Origin of the sequence: Pseudomonas sp. St316, from assembly GCF_018325905.1 — a bacterium.
In the GTDB taxonomy this organism is placed as follows: Bacteria; Pseudomonadota; Gammaproteobacteria; order Pseudomonadales; family Pseudomonadaceae; genus Aquipseudomonas.
This window is the reverse complement of record NZ_AP021901.1, coordinates 6,406,172-6,421,592: the sequence shown is the minus strand read 5'-3', so window position 1 is coordinate 6,421,592 and position 15,421 is coordinate 6,406,172. Positions and strand designations below refer to the sequence as shown.

The following is a 15,421-nucleotide window of genomic DNA, read 5'->3' as shown; positions in this document are numbered from 1 at the left end:
CTTACAGGCCGTCGAGCATCGCCTTGTTACGCACTGCGCCCTTGTCGGCGCTGGTGGCGAGCAGGGCATAGGCCTTGAGCGCGGTGGTGACTTTGCGTGGGCGCACTTCCACCGGCTTCCAGCCCTTGTTGTCTTGCTCGATGCGGCGCCCGGCCAGTTCTTCGTCGCTGACCAACAGGTTGATCGAGCGGTTCGGAATATCAATCAGCACCTTGTCACCGTCCCGCACCAGGCCGATGGCGCCGCCCGCCGCAGCTTCCGGCGAGGCGTGGCCGATGGACAGGCCCGAGGTGCCGCCAGAGAACCGGCCGTCGGTCAGCAAGGCACAGGCTTTGCCCAGGCCCTTGGACTTCAGGTAAGAGGTTGGGTAGAGCATTTCCTGCATGCCCGGGCCGCCTTTCGGACCTTCGTAGCGAATGATCACGATGTCGCCGGCCTTCACTTCGTCAGCGAGGATGCCGCGTACGGCACTGTCCTGGCTTTCGAAAATCTTCGCGTTGCCTTCGAACACATGGATCGACTCGTCGACGCCGGCGGTCTTCACCACGCAGCCATCCAGGGCGATGTTGCCGTACAGCACGGCCAGGCCGCCTTCCTGGGAGTAGGCGTGCTCGACACTGCGGATGCAGCCGTTTTCACGGTCGTCGTCCAGGGTTTCCCAGCGCGTCGACTGGCTGAACGCGGTTTGCGTCGGAATGCCTGCCGGGCCGGCCTTGAAGAAGTGATGCACGGCCTCGTCGGTGGTCTGGGTGATGTCCCACTTGGCGATGGCCTCGGTCATGCTCTTGCTGTGCACGGTTGGCAGGTCGGTGTGCAACAGGCCGCCACGGGCCAGGGAGCCGAGGATGCTGAAGATCCCGCCGGCACGGTGCACATCTTCCATGTGGTACTTCTGGATGTTCGGCGCGACCTTGCACAGTTGTGGCACATGACGGGACAGGCGGTCGATGTCGCGCAGGTCGAAATCGATCTCGGCTTCCTGGGCGGCCGCGAGCAAGTGCAGGATGGTATTGGTGGAACCGCCCATGGCGATGTCCAGGGTCATGGCGTTTTCGAACGCCTTGAAGTTGGCGATGTTGCGCGGCAACACCGATTCGTCGTTCTCACCGTAGTAGCGCTTGCACAGCTCGACGATGGTCCGGCCGGCCTGCAGGAACAGCTGTTCGCGGTCGCTGTGGGTGGCCAGGGTCGAACCGTTGCCGGGCAATGCGAGCCCCAGGGCTTCGACCAGGCAGTTCATCGAGTTGGCGGTGAACATGCCGGAGCACGAACCACAGGTCGGGCAGGCGCTACGCTCGTACTCGGCGACCTTCTCGTCGGACGCGCTGGAGTCGGCGGCGATGACCATGGCGTCCACCAGGTCGAGGCCGTGGCTGGCGAGCTTGGTCTTGCCGGCTTCCATCGGGCCGCCGGACACGAAAATCACCGGGATGTTCAGGCGCAGGGCGGCCATCAGCATGCCTGGGGTGATCTTGTCGCAGTTGGAAATGCACACGATGGCGTCGGCGCAATGGGCGTTGACCATGTATTCGACGGAGTCGGCGATGATCTCGCGGCTCGGCAGCGAATAGAGCATGCCGTCGTGGCCCATGGCGATGCCGTCGTCCACGGCGATGGTGTTGAATTCCTTCGCCACGCCGCCAGCGCGCTCGATTTCCCGGGCGACCAGTTGGCCCAGATCCTTGAGGTGAACGTGGCCCGGTACGAACTGGGTGAAGGAGTTGGCAATGGCGATGATCGGCTTCTTGAAGTCGTCATCCTTCATCCCCGTGGCGCGCCACAAGGCACGGGCGCCGGCCATGTTGCGGCCATGGGTGGATGTTTTCGAGCGGTAATCAGGCATGGAGCACTCCGGGCGGCTAATCAGATATCAAAGGGGAAGTGAGCTTCTGTTGACGTTCTGGAACACCGGGGATTGGCCGAGTGTCCGGAAGTGGCCGATGACTTTGCAGGATCACTGCGCGCCTCAGCATGAGCTCATAAACCCGCCGGGGATGAATGGCGATGAATGTCGCGATTCTACACCGCTGGCGCCAGGATGAAATGACGCAAAGCGCTGATCGCAGACCAATGTCGCCCTTGGGATGACGACTGGCAGGGTTCAGCCGACCAACAACCCGTTGTCACGGTGCCGGACCAGGGTATTGAGCCCCAGCCCCAGGAGGCTGAGTAACGTCAGGCACAGGGCCAGCGTGATCTGCATATCCAGCGGGGTAAGGCTGATGGTTGCACTGCTCAGCCCGCCGACGATGAAGATCAGCACACTGCCGGCCGAGGCGGACGTGCCGGCTTGCTCCGGGAATCTATTCATTGCCAGGGTATGGGCCGCCGCCCGGGCAATGGTCGTTCCGGCGGTGCACACGATCATGGGCAGCAGCAGGGTGGTGACCGACAATCCCAATTGGCTGGAGAGCCCAAGCATCAAGACACCCGCCGCCAGGATCAGGCCCAGGCCTGTGATGATTTGCGTCTGTGGGTCGATTCGATTGCTCAGCACGGTCGCCACCGCGCCGCCGCCGATATACGCCAGCCCGTAGCCCAGCAGTGTCCACGAAAAGGCCTCGGGCGAGAGTCGCAACTGATCGATGAGCACCAGCGGTGAAATGACGATAAACGAAAAATGGCAGGAAAAGGCCAATGCCGATGTCAGCCAATAGGCCATGAAGCTGAAGTCACCGCAGACCTTTCGATAGGACGCAATGAAGTCCAGGCGCCGGCGTGGGTGACCCACCGGAGAAGGCTTGAGTAAAAGGCCCACGCCCACAAACACACCGACTGCCAGGGCAACGAACACCAGGAAACTGCCGCGCCAGCCCATCCAGCTTTGTAGGCCAGTGCCGGCCAGGGGGGAAACGGAAATGAAAATGCCGCCGCAGGTGACGAGGAAAATACGCAGTCGCTGCTGTTCCCTGCCCGTGAACAGGTCCTGGATCAATGCCTGGGACAGTACGAAAGAACCGCACCCCAAGGCCTGGACGACACGGAAAAACAGAAAGGACCCATAGCCGTCGGCGAGCAAGCAACCTGCTGCCCCGACGGCGCAAACGCTGATCCCGATCAGCAGCAGGTTCTTTCGCCCCATGGCATCGGAGAGCGGGCCGACGAACAGTTGGGAAAGGGCGATGCCCACTGCGAACAGGCTGACCGACAGGGCGATGTCTGACGACGGGCGTTCGAATTGCACGGAAAGGGCAGGAAAGGACGGCAGCACGACATCGATAGGAAAGACGCCGAGCAACGTCAGCGTCATCAATAAGCCAATGGTGGCAGGCTTTCGGTTAACCAGGCGATTTTGCGGATCAATCATCGACGAGTCCCAGGGTGTACCTGAATGGCACCTTTCAATCCTAATGCGTAATCCCCACCCGATACGGGGAGATTGAGTAGGAAGGCTCTGGTAATGACGTGAGGGGTCTCCTACAGGCTTTTGCTATTCGTTAACTTTCATGTCCAAGCTCGACAGGCGCGCAAAAAAAATCGCAGCCAAGGCTGCGATCAGGATGTCGGTCACTATTGACGGACGGGACAGAGCCGTGGCCATGCCCCCGTCGGAGACTCAGCTGTTGGGCAACAACCGGCAGGTAATGCTCTTGATGTAGCGGGTTTCGGCAATGGCCGGGTGTACCGGATGGTCTGGCCCCTGTCCGCCGCGTTCGAGCAATTGAATGTTGCGGTCCAGGTGGCGAGCGCTGGTCAGCAGGATGTTTTGCAAGTCGTCTTCGGGCAGGTGCATCGAGCACGACGCACTGACCAGGATGCCGTCCTTGCTGAGCAGGCGCATGGCTTGCTCATTGAGACGGCGATAGGCGCCTTCACCGTTTTTCAGGTCTTTCTTGCGCTTGATGAAAGCGGGTGGGTCGGCCACGATCACGTCGAAACGCTCTTCGCTGGCCTTGAGCTCCTTCAGGGCTTCGAACACGTCGCCTTCGATGCAGGTCAGCTTCTCGGCGAAGCCGTTCAGCGCGGCGTTGCGCTCGACACCGTCGAGGGCGAAGGCCGAGGCATCGACGCAGAACACTTCACTGGCGCCAAACGCCGCGGCTTGCACGCCCCAGCCGCCGATGTAGCTGAACAGGTCCAGTACACGCTTGCCCTTGGCATACGGAGCCAGGCGCGCGCGGTTCATGCGGTGGTCGTAGAACCAGCCGGTTTTCTGGCCTTCCATGACCGGCGCTTCGAACTTCACGCCGTTCTCTTCCAGGGCGACCCATTCCGGCACCAGGCCGAACACGGTCTCGACGTAACGGTTAAGGCCTTCGGCGTCGCGGGCCGCGGAGTCGTTCTTGAACAGGATGCCGCTGGGCTTGAGCACCTGGGTCAGGGCGGCGATCACGTCGTCCTTGTGGGCTTCCATGGTGGCCGAGGCGATCTGCACCACGAGAATGTCGCCGAAACGGTCGACCACCAGGCCTGGCAACAGGTCGGAGTCACCATAGACCAGGCGATAGAACGGCTTGTCGAACAGCCGCTCGCGCAGGGACAACGCCACGTTGAGGCGATGCACCAGCAGGGACTTGTCCAGCGGCAGCTTCACGTCACGGGACAGCAGCCGGGCGCAGATCAGGTTGTTGGGGCTCATCGCAACGATGCCCAGCGGCTTGCCGCCGGCGGCTTCGAGGATGGCCTGGTCGCCGGCCTTGAAGCCGTGCAGCGGGGTGGCGGCTACATCGATTTCGTTACTGTAGACCCACAGGTGGCCGGCGCGCAGGCGACGGTCGGCGTTGGCTTTGAGGCGCAGGCTAGGCAGGGACATGACGTCGCTCCGGAAAAAAGAGCGGGAGTATACCGTGTTGCAATGATTGGCGTGCTTGAAGGACGATCGATGGCCCAGCGGTGTATCGGATCCATCTTTAAGGGTTAGAATCCCCGCCTGACCCGGAGTGTGTACTCATGTCCCAAGAACTTTCCGCCGAACAGATCCAACAGTCCCTGCAAGGGATCAGTGTGCCGCCCCAGCCGCAGATCATGGTGGATCTGCAGATGGAACAGTACATGCCCGACCCGGACCTGGAGACCATCGCCAAGTTGATCTCCCAGGACCCGGGCCTCTCGGGGGCCTTGCTCAAGATCGTCAACTCGCCGTATTACGGCCTGCGCAACAAGATCACCTCGATCCAGCGCGCGGTGAACCTGCTGGGCAGTCGTTCGATCATCAACCTGATCAATGCGCAGTCGATCAAGGGCGAGTTGCACGATGACGCCATCGTCACCCTGAACCGCTTCTGGGATACCGCCCAGGACGTGGCGATGACCTGCCTGACCCTGGCCAAGCGCGTCGGCCTGGAGAATGGCGACGAAGCCTATGCGATGGGCTTGTTCCACGATTGCGGCGTGCCGTTGATGCTCAAGCAGTTTCCCAACTACATGAGCGTGCTGGAGGAGGCCTACGCCAGTGCCAGCGCCGAGTGCCGGGTGGTGGACACCGAGAACCGCGTGTTCAACACCAACCATGCGGTGGTCGGTTACTACACCTCCAAGTCCTGGCGCCTGCCGGATCACGTCAGCCAGGCCATCGCCAACCACCACAATGCCCTGGCGATCTTCAGCGACGAGTCTTCACGCAACAACAGCCAACTGAAAAACCTGCTGGCGATCCTGAAGATGTCCGAGAACATCTGTGCGTCCCACCGGGTGCTCGGCAATCAGGCCGAAGACCATGAATGGAATGGCGTCGGCAGCCTGGTGCTCGATTACATCGGTTTGTCGGAATACGACTTCCAGACCCAGAAACAGGAAATTCGCGACCTCGCCTCTCGTTGAGTGCGCGGCTTCGCCTGACTCGAGAACCTCATGCCAGAACTGCCGGAAGTCGAAACCACCCGTCGCGGCATCGCGCCCCATCTTGAAGGCCAGCGGGTCAGCCGCGTGGTGGTGCGTGATCGCCGCCTGCGCTGGCCGATCCCGGAAGATCTCGACGTGCGACTTTCGGGCCAGCGCATCGTGCAGGTGGAACGGCGGGCCAAGTACCTGTTGATCAATGCCGAGGTCGGCACGTTGATCAGCCACCTGGGCATGTCCGGCAACCTGCGCTTGGTGGAGGTCGGCATGCCTGCGGCCAAGCACGAGCACGTGGATATCGAGCTGGAGTCCGGCCTGGCCTTGCGCTACACCGACCCGCGACGCTTTGGCGCGATGCTCTGGAGCCTCGACCCGTTCAATCATGAACTGTTGATTCGCCTTGGCCCCGAGCCGTTGACCGACCTGTTCGATGGTGAGCGGCTGTTCCAGCTCTCGCGGGGGCGGTCCATGGCGGTCAAGCCATTCATCATGGACAACGCGGTGGTGGTGGGCGTGGGCAATATCTACGCGACCGAGGCGCTGTTCGCCGCCGGGATCGACCCGCGCCGGGCCGCCGGAGGCATTTCCCGGGCGCGTTACTTGAAGCTGGCGATCGAGATCAAGCGCATCCTCGCCCATGCCATCGAGCGCGGTGGCACGACGTTGCGGGACTTTATCGGCGGGGACGGCCAGCCCGGCTATTTCCAGCAGGAGCTGTTCGTCTACGGCCGGGGCGGGGAACTGTGCAAAGTCTGTGGCACGGGGCTGAGGGAAATCCGCCTGGGTCAGCGCGCCAGTGTCTGGTGTCCACGCTGTCAGAGCTGATTTGTCCTACGGTCTATAGTCAGTAGTCATACTGATTTAGCCGAAGGATCGCCCGATGAAACTGTTTCGACCTTTCGCACTAGCGCTGCTGCTGAGTGTCGGTTTGCCTGCTCTGGCAAGCGACGGCAGCGGCGACCCGCGCTACACCATCCAGAACCCGCCGGCCTTCGCCATGCTCGGCGACTTGCTGATCGCTCGTCCGTTGCTGCTGGCGGCCACGGTGATTGGCACCGGGGCATTCGTGGTGTCGTTGCCCTTTACCGCGCTTGGCGGTGGGGTCGGCGATGCGGGCAAGGCGCTGGTGGTGGACCCGGCGAAGGCCACGTTCGTGCGGTGCCTGGGGTGTATCGGGGAGGGGTTTGAACGGCAGGAGTGAGGCGTCAAGCATGTGTGTTTTTGGCGTGGTCTGATGGCCCTATCGCGAGCCGGCTCGCTCCCACAAGCGTTTTGCTCAAGACACAAATGTGGTGAGCACAGCGAATTCCTGTGGGAGCGAGCCTGCTCGCGATAGGGCCGGCAAAAACACTACAAAACGACTTGGCTCAAGCCTTGCCAGTAATCTTGCGATACTTCGCCATCAACTGTTCTTCAGTTTCCGGATGAGCCTCGTCCAGAGGGATGCAATCCACCGGGCAGACCTGCTGGCACTGGGGTTCGTCGTAATGGCCGACGCACTGGGTGCACAAGTTCGGGTCGATGACGTAGATCTCTTCGCCTTGGGAAATGGCCTCGTTCGGGCATTCGGGTTCGCAGACGTCGCAATTGATGCAGTCGTCGGTGATGATCAGGGACATGCGGGCTCCTGCCGGGGCGTTGGGCCCGGGCATATGAAAAACGTATGGGCGCAATTGTGCCGCATTGGCGAGCGCAGTGCACGCGGGCGCGATGGACTGCGCTGTGCGCAGGCTGCGAAGCGGGTCGCAGCCCGCGGGTTATTTCTTGAAGCGCAGGGTCAGCGCATCGGCCACGGCCGGGTGGACGAACTTGGTGATATCTCCACCCAACGCCGCGATTTCCCGCACCAGCGTCGAGGAAATGAAGGAGTAACGCTCCGACGGCGTCAGGAACAGGCTCTCGACGTCCGGTGCCAGCTGGCGGTTCATGTTGGCCAGCTGGAACTCGTACTCGAAGTCCGAGACCGCACGCAGGCCGCGCAGGAACACGTTAGCGTTCTTTTCCTTGGCAAAGTGCGCCAAAAGCGTCGAGAAGCCGACCACTTCCACGTTGGGCAGGTGCTTGGTGACCTCGCGGGCCAGCTCCACACGTTGCTCCAGCGGGAACAGCGGGTTTTTCTTCGGGCTGGCGGCGACGGCAATGATCACATGGTCGAACAGGCGCGCGGCGCGTTCGACCAGATCGCCATGGCCCTTGGTAATAGGGTCGAAGGTACCTGGGTACAACACTCGGTTCATCGCGTCGTCCTGGCGGGAGTCCGTTGGGGAGTCGGATGGTATCGCAGCCTTCTCGGTCGGCCAAGTCGGCTGTTGCGTAAGAAAGCACTATAGACGGTGCGAATAATTCGGCTATTCATGGATTTTTCAGGCGCTCGGCCAGGGCCGTCGCCAATTGCGCGGTCAGCCCGTACACCGATAATTGCGGGTTGGCGCCGATACTGGTGGGGAACAACGAGCCGTCATGGATCGACAGGTTGCCCAGTTGGTGATGGCGGCCAAGGCTGTCGGTGACCGCGGTTTTCGGGTCTTCACCCATGGCGCAACCGCCCATTACGTGGGCGCTGCCCAGGCGTGTGCGATACAAAGCCAGGTCGAGCCCGTCGATCAGTGTGCGGGCTTCGGCCAGGGTCTTTACGTAGCGGGCATCGCTGTGCAAAGGCATGACTGCCTGGGCGCCGCCGGCAAACTGGATCTCGGCCATGCTGTGGAAGGCCCGACGCAAGCCATCCCAGGCATACGGCGTAACGGGATAATCGAGCACGGGCGTGCCGTCGCTGCGCAACTCGACGCTGCCGCCAGGGCTGTCCGGATGAAAACCGTCGCGCAACAGCGCTAGCATGGCGTGGGTATGGGGCAGTCGGGACATGTGCAAAGCGTTCTCGGGGCCGAACCCGCCCAATAGCGTGGTGGCCAGGGCCGGGTGCAAGGGCGGGACTTCAAGCTTGTAGGACATTTTGCCGGTGGTTCCGTCCTGCCATTGGAAATGATCGGAATAAATCGATTGCGGCGCGCCGTAGAACGGGTTGATGACCTCGTCGAATTGCCCGGCGGACATGTTCACCAAGTGCAGGAAGGTGCGCTTGCCCACGCGTTCATGCGGGTCTGGCGCATCGGAGCGCAGCAGCAATCCGGGACTATTGATGCCGCCGCCCGCCAGCACATAATGCCGCGCCTTGACGGTGATGCGCCGCCCGGTCGGTGCTACGCAGCGTTCATCCATGGCCTGGCACTCCAGGCCGATGACGGCATCGTTTTTGATCGTCAGACGCTCGGCTCGCGCCAGGTAAAGCAGCGCGCCGCCCTTGTCCAGCGTGGCCGGGATGGTGGTGACCAGCATCGACTGCTTGGCGTTGGTCGGGCAGCCCATGCCGCAATAGCCCAGGTTCCAGCAGCCGCGTACGTTGCGTGGGATGACGTGCCAGGCGTAGCCCAATTGTTCACAGCCTTTGCGGATCACGTCGTTGTTGGCATTGGGCGCAATCAGCCACGGCGCCACGCCCAGGCGTTGTTCCATCTGCGTAAACCAGGGCGCCATTTCAGCGCGGCCGTGGCCCTTGACGTTGTGCTCGGCGGCCCAGTGGTCGAGGGTCTGGTCGGGCGTGCGGAAGCTGGAAGTCCAATTGATCAGCGTCGTGCCACCGACGGCCCGGCCCTGGAGAATGGTGATGGCGCCGTCCTTGCTCATGCGCCCGAGGCCTTCCTGATACAGGCTGCTGTAGGCCTGGTCTTCGAGCAGCGTGAAGTCATGACTGGTCTTGAGCGGACCTTCCTCGATCAGCAGCACCCGGTAGCCGGCAGCACTGAGGATTTCTGCCGTGGTGCCGCCGCCAGCACCGCTGCCGACGATGGCCACGTCCGCTTCCAGGGTCAGGTCCTGGGTCAGCCGCGCGCCGTTGTAGGTGGTCCAGCCACGGGCCAGGCCTTCGTGGAAGGGATCGGGTACGGGCATGTTCAGGGTTCTCTTGTTGTTATGAGGTTGTGATAGTCCCCTTGGGGGAGCGAGCTTGCTCGCGATAGCCGTGTGTCAGCCAATGGATAGATTGCTGATGTGACGCTATCGCGAGCAAGCTCGCTCCCACTGGGTTTAAGGCTGGCTTCAAACGGCTGGCGGCCCTGGATACCCGCAATGCGCCCAGGCCTCGGGTCGGTTGTACCAGGCCATCATCACCAGTTGCAGCAACGAGCTGTGGCCTTGTCGCAGCAGGTCCAGAGAACTGTTTTCCCACCGCCGGAGAAACTGGCGGATGTCATCGGCGCTGGCGTTTTCCCACGGGCCCCAGACCCCGGTCAGCGGCCCGCGGGTAATGCCCAGCGTGAGCACGTCGAACAGCTGGCGCGTGAGCTTGAGCATGGCAGGGGACAGGTGGGCCAGGCTGCTGTCCAGGCTTCGCAGGGTCGCGTCAGTGGCGGCGGTCATCTGTCCGACGGCCACTGCGCCATCCAGCATCACGGGAATGACGCTGCGTAAGAATGGCAGGTCGCTGTCGCGCAAGGCCGCCAGGCCATTGGCCGGTTGGCTTGGCGAACAACCGCTCAGGCTGGCGCCCAGGCCGACGGTGGCCAGGAAGGCGCTGGCCCCGAGGCTGAACGTCAGCAGGCCGCGCCGTGACAGCGCGGGTGCATCGGTGGGGCTTGGGTTCATTATTGTGATTACCCGGGAAGAGGCGCGTCAGCGGACAAACAGCTTCTGAATCAGTTTCTGCAAAGGTTTGCCGTAGGGCGGATAAATCAGCTTCGCCGCGTTGAAGCGCTGCTTGGTCAGCACGCCCTTGGCCTTGCTGAAGGTCAGGAAACCCTCATGCCCGTGGTAATGCCCCATTCCCGAGGGGCCAATGCCGCCGAACGGCATGTCATCCTGGGCAACATGCAACAGCGTGTCGTTCAGGCAGACACCGCCTGAATGGGTTTCGTGGAGCACCCGATGCTGTTCGGCCTTGTTGTAGCCGAAGTAGTAGAGCGCCAGCGGGCGGGGTCGCTGATTGATGTAGGCAAACGCCTGGTCCAGATTGTCATAGGGCACGATGGGCAGCAGCGGACCGAAAATTTCGTCCTGCATGACGGTCATTTCATCGCTGACGTTGAGCAGCAGGCTGTGGGCCATGCGACGGTCCTGGCCCTGGTCGAACAGTTCGATCAGCAGCGCGCCCTTGCTGGTGGCGTCGCTGATGTAGCCGTTGAGCCGCGCCAGCTGTCGTTCGTTGATGATTGCGGTGTAGTCCGGGTTGTCCGCCAGGGTCGGATAAAACCCGCGAACCGCCTCGCGATAGGCCTCAACGAACTCGCCGACGCGGTTCTGCGGCACCAGCACGTAGTCCGGGGCGACACAGGTTTGCCCGGCATTCAGGGTCTTGCCGAAAGCGATGCGTTCGGCGGCGTCCTTGAGCGGCACATCGGTCGACACGATGGCCGGCGACTTTCCTCCCAGCTCGAGGGTGACCGGGGTCAGGTTTTCGGCGGCGGCCCGCATGACATGCTTGCCGATGCTGGTGGCGCCGGTGAACAGCAGGTGATCGAAGGGCAGCTTGGAGAACGCCATGCCGATTTCCGCCTCGCCAAGCACCACGCAGACCAGGTCCTGGGGGAAGACCCGGGCCAGCAACTGCTTTAGCAGCAAGCCGGTCGCCGGTGTCGATTCGCTGAGCTTGAGCATCACCCGGTTGCCCGCCGCCAGCGCTCCCGTCAGCGGTCCAATGGCCAGGAATAGCGGGTAGTTCCACGGCACGATGACGCCGACCACGCCCAACGGCTGATAGATCACTTTGGCTGATGCCGGTTGAAAGGCCATGCCTACCTTGCGCCGGGAGGGTTTCATCCAGCCCTGGAGATGGCGGCTGGCATAATGGATGCCGTGCAGGCTCGGCATCAACTCGGCCAGCAGTGTTTCGTCGGCGCTGCGGTGGCTGAAATCCTGGCTGATGGCGTCGATCAAGGCTTGTCGTTCGTTGCTCAATACCTCGCGCAGTGCCTTGAGCCATTGCCGGCGCTGTTCGGCCGGAGGCATTGGATGGGCGGCGTAGGCCTGGCGCTGGGCATCGAAGAGCGACCGCAGCTCGTCCAGTTGTTGTTGAGACTCGTGCAGGTAGGCAACGTCGGCAGGCATCGTCAGGCACCGAATATTATTAGAGTGGCTGTTTTCTAGAGCTTGTACTCTAAAAAGTCAATGGCATCCGTAACGGCGATGGGTTTTTCCTGTGACCGATAGGTCGTAAGATGCCGATCAATGCCTTCGTCGAATTAAAGCCCAAACCATGGCCCCACGAATGAAAACCAGCGAGCGCATCGTGCAAAACAGCCTTGAGCTGTTCAACCAGCAAGGCGAGCGTAGCGTCAGCACCAACCACATTGCCGCCCACATGGACATGTCCCCAGGCAACCTCTATTACCACTTCCCCAACAAGCAGGCGATCATCGCCGTGTTGTTCAGTGAATACGAGAACCTGGTGGACAGTTTCTTGCGCCCGCCCCAGGGCCGTGCGGCCACGGTGGAGGACAAGCGCTTCTATTTGCAGGAGCTGCTGGCGGCCATGTGGCGCTACCGTTTTCTGCACCGGGACCTGGAGCATCTGCTCGACAGCGACCCGGACCTTGCGGCGCGCTATCGACGGTTTTCCCAGCGCAGCCTGATCCACGGCACCGCTATTTATGAAGGCTTCGTTGCCGCCGGCATCCTGAAGATGGACCGGGTGCAGATCGAGTCCCTGACCCTCAATGCCTGGATCATCCTCACGTCCTGGGTGCGGTTTTTGTGCACCACGCGGGAAAACTTCAGCCACCTGAGCGAGCAGGCCATCAAGCGTGGCGTATACCAGGTACTGGTGTTGGAGGCCGGTTTCGTGACCGATCAGGCCCGCGAAGAGGTGGATGCACTGTTCAAAGAGTATTACGTCCCCCTGGCCCAGACCCTGGAGGAAGGGCAGTAGGACCGACCCCCGACTTAGCCACAGGAGTTCACCATGCCCATTGCGCAACTCATCAGCCCTCAAGCCCTCGAACAGCGGCGATCACAGTCCGGGCTGGTCATCCTCGATTGCCGTTTTGCCCTGGAAGACCCGGATTACGGTCAGCGCAGTTATGCCGAGGGCCACATCGCCGGTGCGTCGTTCGCAGACCTTGAGCGCGACCTGAGCGGGCCGGTGACCAAAGGTGTGACCGGACGTCATCCGCTGCCGGAGCCGGGGGCCTTGATCGAGCGCCTCAAGGCCTGGGGGATCGATAACGACAGCGATGTCGTGCTGTATGACGACGGTCCCGGCGCCTATGCCGCGCGGGCCTGGTGGTTGCTGGCCTGGCTGGGCAAGCGCGATGGCGTGTACATCCTCGACGGCGGGCTCAAGGCCTGGCATGCCGCTGGCTTGCCCTTGAGCCTGGATCCGCCGCAGAACAGTCGCGGGACCTTCAGCGGGGCACCGGATGCGAGCTTGCTGCTCAGTGCTCAAGCGCTGCAACAACGCCTCGGCCAATCGGACATGACCCTGCTGGATGCCCGGGCGTTGCCGCGATTCAAAGGGGAAGTCGAGCCGATCGACCCGATAGCCGGGCATATCCCGGGCGCCCAATGCGCGGCGTTCGCCGACAACCTGGGCGCCGATGGCCGCTTCTTGCCGGCCGACCAGCTCAAGCAGCGCTTCGCCGAAAAACTGGGCGAGCGTTCGCCGACCGAGCTGGTGGCCTATTGCGGCTCCGGCGTGACGGCGTGCCATAACCTGTTTGCCTTGTGCCTGGCAGGGTATCCGCTGGGGAGGCTGTACGCTGGCTCGTGGAGTGAATGGATCAATGATCCCCAGCGCGGCGTGGCGAAGGGCGAGTAACCACCACCTGGCGTCAATGTGGGAGCGAGCCTGCTCGCGATGGCGGTATGTCAGTCAGCTTCAATGCCGCTGACCCACCGCTATCGCGAGCAAGCTCGCTCCCACAGGTTTTTTTGTCGCCTGCAAATCCGCGGCTGAACGCTGATCCAATTGTGGGAGCGAGCCTGCTCGCGATGGCGGTGTGTCAGTCAACTTCAATGCCGCTGACCTACCGCTATCGCGAGCAAGCTCACTCCCACAGGTTTTTTGTCGCCTGCAAATCCGCGGCCGAACGCTGATCCAATTGTGGGAGCGAGCCTGCTCGCGATGGCGGTGTGTCAGTCAACTTCAATGCCGCTGGCCTACCGCTATCGCGAGCAAGCTCACTCCCACAGGTTTTTTTGTCGCCTGCAAATCCGCGGCCGAACGCTGATCCAATTGTGGGAGCGAGCCTGCTCGCGATGAGGGTGTGTCAGTCAACTTCAATGCCGCTGACCTACCGCTATCGCGAGCAAGCTCACTCCCACAGGTTTTTTGTCGCCTGCAAATCCGCGGCTGAACGCCGATCCAATTGTGGGAGCGAGCCTGCTCGCGATGAGGGTGTGTCAGTCAGCTTCAATGCCGCTGACCTACCGCTATCGCGAGCAGGCTCGCTCCCACAGGTTTTTTTGTCGCCTGCAAATCCGCGGCTGAACGCTGATCCAATTGTGGGAGCGAGCCTGCTCGCGATGAGGGTATGTCAGTCAGCTTCAATGCCGCTGACCCACCGCTATCGCGAGCAAGCTCGCTCCCACAGGGGATTTGTGTGGGCTGCAAACTTTCTTGCGCTCAGCCGTGACCCAGGCTGGCCAGCCAATCGGGAATCCGCCGCTCCAGGTAATAACCCGGGCGCCGCAGGGTTCCGTCGACAAATCCCACATGCCCGCCGCGGGCGTGCAGTTCAATTCGGGTCGTAGCGGATAATTCGCCCGGTTCGGGCAGGCTGTGAGGGAACACAAAAGGATCGTCGGCGGCCTGGATGACGAGGGTCGGCGTGCTGATACCCGCCATGAAATAACGGCTTGAGGCACGGCGGTAGTAATCCGCGGCATCGGAGAACCCGTGCAACGGCGCCGTCACCCGGCCGTCAAAGTCCCAGAACGTGCGCATGTTTTCCAATGGGCCAAGCGCCGCCAGGGTCGCCAGGCCTTCGTGGCGTCCGTCGTGCAGGAACTGGCGTTGCTTGTTGCGCACATAGGCCACGAGTTGGCGCATGAAATGCGCCTGGTAGAACCTGGAGAATCCCTGGCCGATGCGATCGGCGCACTGGTCGAGGCGAAACGGCACCGAGACCGCCACCGCTCCTTGCAACTGGCTGTCGTGGCCGGTTTCACCCAGATGCTTGAGCAGCACATTGCCGCCCAGTGAATAACCCACCGCAAACAGCGGTGCCAGGGGGCGTCGGTTGCGCAAGTGGGTGATGGCGGCGGCCAGGTCTTCACTGACGCCCGAGTGGTAGCTGCGGGGCAACAGGTTCGGCTCACCGGAGCAGCCACGCCAGTTCAAGGCCGCACTGGCCCAGCCCTGGCGACCGAGAGCCTGTTGCAGCCCGGCCACGTAAGGCGAGTTGGAAGAGCCGGTCAGCCCGTGAAGCACCAGCACCAGTGGTGCCTCGGCGCTGTGGGGGCCGTGCCAGTCAAGGTCGAGGAAGTCACCGTCTTCGAGCCACAAGCGCTCACGTTGGCGCTCGATGTGGGTGGTCTGGCGCCACAAGGGGCCCCACAGGGTTTGCAGGTGCGGGTTACCAAGGCCCGGGGCCGGGACGAAACGTTCGGATGCGGCGGACATCATTATTATTATTCTCGATGCACTGGTCAG

The 15,421-nt window shown here is 62.2% G+C and carries 14 protein-coding genes; 5 read left to right on the top strand and 9 right to left on the bottom strand.

Annotated elements, in window-relative coordinates:
* Nucleotide 1: 1 nt before the first annotated feature.
* The 3 genes from ilvD to KI237_RS28645 form a co-directional block, all read right to left on the bottom strand.
* Nucleotides 2-1,843 carry a dihydroxy-acid dehydratase gene (gene ilvD, locus KI237_RS28655; protein ID WP_212798008.1) on the bottom strand — a complete coding sequence of 614 codons (1,842 nt, stop codon included), beginning with the start codon at nt 1,841-1,843 and terminating at the stop codon, nt 2-4.
* A 258-nt stretch (nt 1,844-2,101) separates the two neighbouring features.
* Nucleotides 2,102-3,307, bottom strand: coding sequence for an MFS transporter (locus tag KI237_RS28650; protein ID WP_212798007.1), 1,206 nt, complete (start codon nt 3,305-3,307; stop codon nt 2,102-2,104).
* A 249-nt stretch (nt 3,308-3,556) separates the two neighbouring features.
* Nucleotides 3,557-4,753 carry a class I SAM-dependent rRNA methyltransferase gene (locus KI237_RS28645; protein ID WP_003206543.1) on the bottom strand — a complete coding sequence of 399 codons (1,197 nt, stop codon included), beginning with the start codon at nt 4,751-4,753 and terminating at the stop codon, nt 3,557-3,559.
* A gap of 191 nt (nt 4,754-4,944) precedes the next feature.
* Between KI237_RS28645 and KI237_RS28640 the strand changes: the two genes are divergently transcribed.
* From KI237_RS28640 to KI237_RS28630, 3 genes are read left to right on the top strand one after another with little or no spacing between them, the layout of a single operon-like run.
* Nucleotides 4,945-5,760, top strand: a complete 816-nt coding sequence (locus KI237_RS28640; protein WP_212800710.1) for an HDOD domain-containing protein — start codon at nt 4,945-4,947, stop codon at nt 5,758-5,760.
* A gap of 30 nt (nt 5,761-5,790) precedes the next feature.
* On the top strand, nt 5,791-6,603 hold the full coding sequence (mutM, locus tag KI237_RS28635) for a bifunctional DNA-formamidopyrimidine glycosylase/DNA-(apurinic or apyrimidinic site) lyase (RefSeq protein WP_003206537.1): 813 nt from the start codon (nt 5,791-5,793) through the stop codon (nt 6,601-6,603).
* 55 nt (nt 6,604-6,658) lie between these two features.
* Nucleotides 6,659-6,979 (top strand): multidrug transporter, encoded by a 321-nt coding sequence (locus KI237_RS28630; protein WP_212798006.1) that lies wholly within the window; start codon nt 6,659-6,661, stop codon nt 6,977-6,979.
* 166 nt (nt 6,980-7,145) lie between these two features.
* Here KI237_RS28630 and KI237_RS28625 read toward each other — a convergent pair whose 3' ends face one another.
* From KI237_RS28625 to KI237_RS28605, 5 genes are all read right to left on the bottom strand, one after another.
* Nucleotides 7,146-7,397: a YfhL family 4Fe-4S dicluster ferredoxin gene (locus tag KI237_RS28625; protein ID WP_003206534.1), complete on the bottom strand. Its 252-nt coding sequence runs from the start codon at nt 7,395-7,397 to the stop codon at nt 7,146-7,148.
* Nucleotides 7,398-7,535: 138 nt separating this feature from the next.
* Entirely contained in the window at nt 7,536-8,015 is a 480-nt protein-coding gene (gene coaD, locus KI237_RS28620) for a pantetheine-phosphate adenylyltransferase (protein WP_003177462.1), read from the bottom strand.
* 115 nt (nt 8,016-8,130) lie between these two features.
* Complete coding sequence (locus KI237_RS28615; protein WP_212798005.1) at nt 8,131-9,726, bottom strand: GMC family oxidoreductase; 1,596 nt, start codon at nt 9,724-9,726, stop codon at nt 8,131-8,133.
* 147 nt (nt 9,727-9,873) lie between these two features.
* On the bottom strand, nt 9,874-10,419 hold the full coding sequence (locus KI237_RS28610; RefSeq protein WP_212798004.1) for a twin-arginine translocation pathway signal protein: 546 nt from the start codon (nt 10,417-10,419) through the stop codon (nt 9,874-9,876).
* A gap of 27 nt (nt 10,420-10,446) precedes the next feature.
* Nucleotides 10,447-11,877, bottom strand: a complete 1,431-nt coding sequence (locus tag KI237_RS28605; RefSeq protein ID WP_212798003.1) for a coniferyl aldehyde dehydrogenase — start codon at nt 11,875-11,877, stop codon at nt 10,447-10,449.
* Between the two features lie 148 nt (nt 11,878-12,025).
* Here KI237_RS28605 and KI237_RS28600 point away from each other — a divergent pair, with 148 nt between their 5' ends.
* Nucleotides 12,026-12,697: a TetR/AcrR family transcriptional regulator gene (locus tag KI237_RS28600; RefSeq protein WP_003206524.1), complete on the top strand. Its 672-nt coding sequence runs from the start codon at nt 12,026-12,028 to the stop codon at nt 12,695-12,697.
* Between the two features lie 33 nt (nt 12,698-12,730).
* Nucleotides 12,731-13,585: a sulfurtransferase gene (locus KI237_RS28595; RefSeq protein WP_212798002.1), complete on the top strand. Its 855-nt coding sequence runs from the start codon at nt 12,731-12,733 to the stop codon at nt 13,583-13,585.
* A gap of 807 nt (nt 13,586-14,392) precedes the next feature.
* Here KI237_RS28595 and KI237_RS28590 read toward each other — a convergent pair.
* Nucleotides 14,393-15,391, bottom strand: coding sequence for a hydrolase (locus KI237_RS28590; protein WP_212800709.1), 999 nt, complete (start codon nt 15,389-15,391; stop codon nt 14,393-14,395).
* Nucleotides 15,392-15,421 lie beyond the last annotated feature (30 nt).

What these genes read in the sequence shown, in the direction of transcription:
- KI237_RS28630 (WP_212798006.1), top strand. Translation starts at nt 6,659, where the DNA reads ATGAAACTGTTTCGACCTTTCGCACTAGCGCTGCTGCTGAGTGTCGGT.
- KI237_RS28615 (WP_212798005.1), bottom strand. Translation starts at nt 9,726, where the DNA reads ATGCCCGTACCCGATCCCTTCCACGAAGGCCTGGCCCGTGGCTGGACC.
- coaD (WP_003177462.1), bottom strand. Translation starts at nt 8,015, where the DNA reads ATGAACCGAGTGTTGTACCCAGGTACCTTCGACCCTATTACCAAGGGC.
- ilvD (WP_212798008.1), bottom strand. Translation starts at nt 1,843, where the DNA reads ATGCCTGATTACCGCTCGAAAACATCCACCCATGGCCGCAACATGGCC.
- KI237_RS28625 (WP_003206534.1), bottom strand. Translation starts at nt 7,397, where the DNA reads ATGTCCCTGATCATCACCGACGACTGCATCAATTGCGACGTCTGCGAA.
- KI237_RS28600 (WP_003206524.1), top strand. Translation starts at nt 12,026, where the DNA reads ATGGCCCCACGAATGAAAACCAGCGAGCGCATCGTGCAAAACAGCCTT.
- KI237_RS28645 (WP_003206543.1), bottom strand. Translation starts at nt 4,753, where the DNA reads ATGTCCCTGCCTAGCCTGCGCCTCAAAGCCAACGCCGACCGTCGCCTG.
- mutM (WP_003206537.1), top strand. Translation starts at nt 5,791, where the DNA reads ATGCCAGAACTGCCGGAAGTCGAAACCACCCGTCGCGGCATCGCGCCC.
- KI237_RS28650 (WP_212798007.1), bottom strand. Translation starts at nt 3,307, where the DNA reads ATGATTGATCCGCAAAATCGCCTGGTTAACCGAAAGCCTGCCACCATT.
- KI237_RS28610 (WP_212798004.1), bottom strand. Translation starts at nt 10,419, where the DNA reads ATGAACCCAAGCCCCACCGATGCACCCGCGCTGTCACGGCGCGGCCTG.
- KI237_RS28595 (WP_212798002.1), top strand. Translation starts at nt 12,731, where the DNA reads ATGCCCATTGCGCAACTCATCAGCCCTCAAGCCCTCGAACAGCGGCGA.
- KI237_RS28590 (WP_212800709.1), bottom strand. Translation starts at nt 15,391, where the DNA reads ATGTCCGCCGCATCCGAACGTTTCGTCCCGGCCCCGGGCCTTGGTAAC.
- KI237_RS28605 (WP_212798003.1), bottom strand. Translation starts at nt 11,877, where the DNA reads ATGCCTGCCGACGTTGCCTACCTGCACGAGTCTCAACAACAACTGGAC.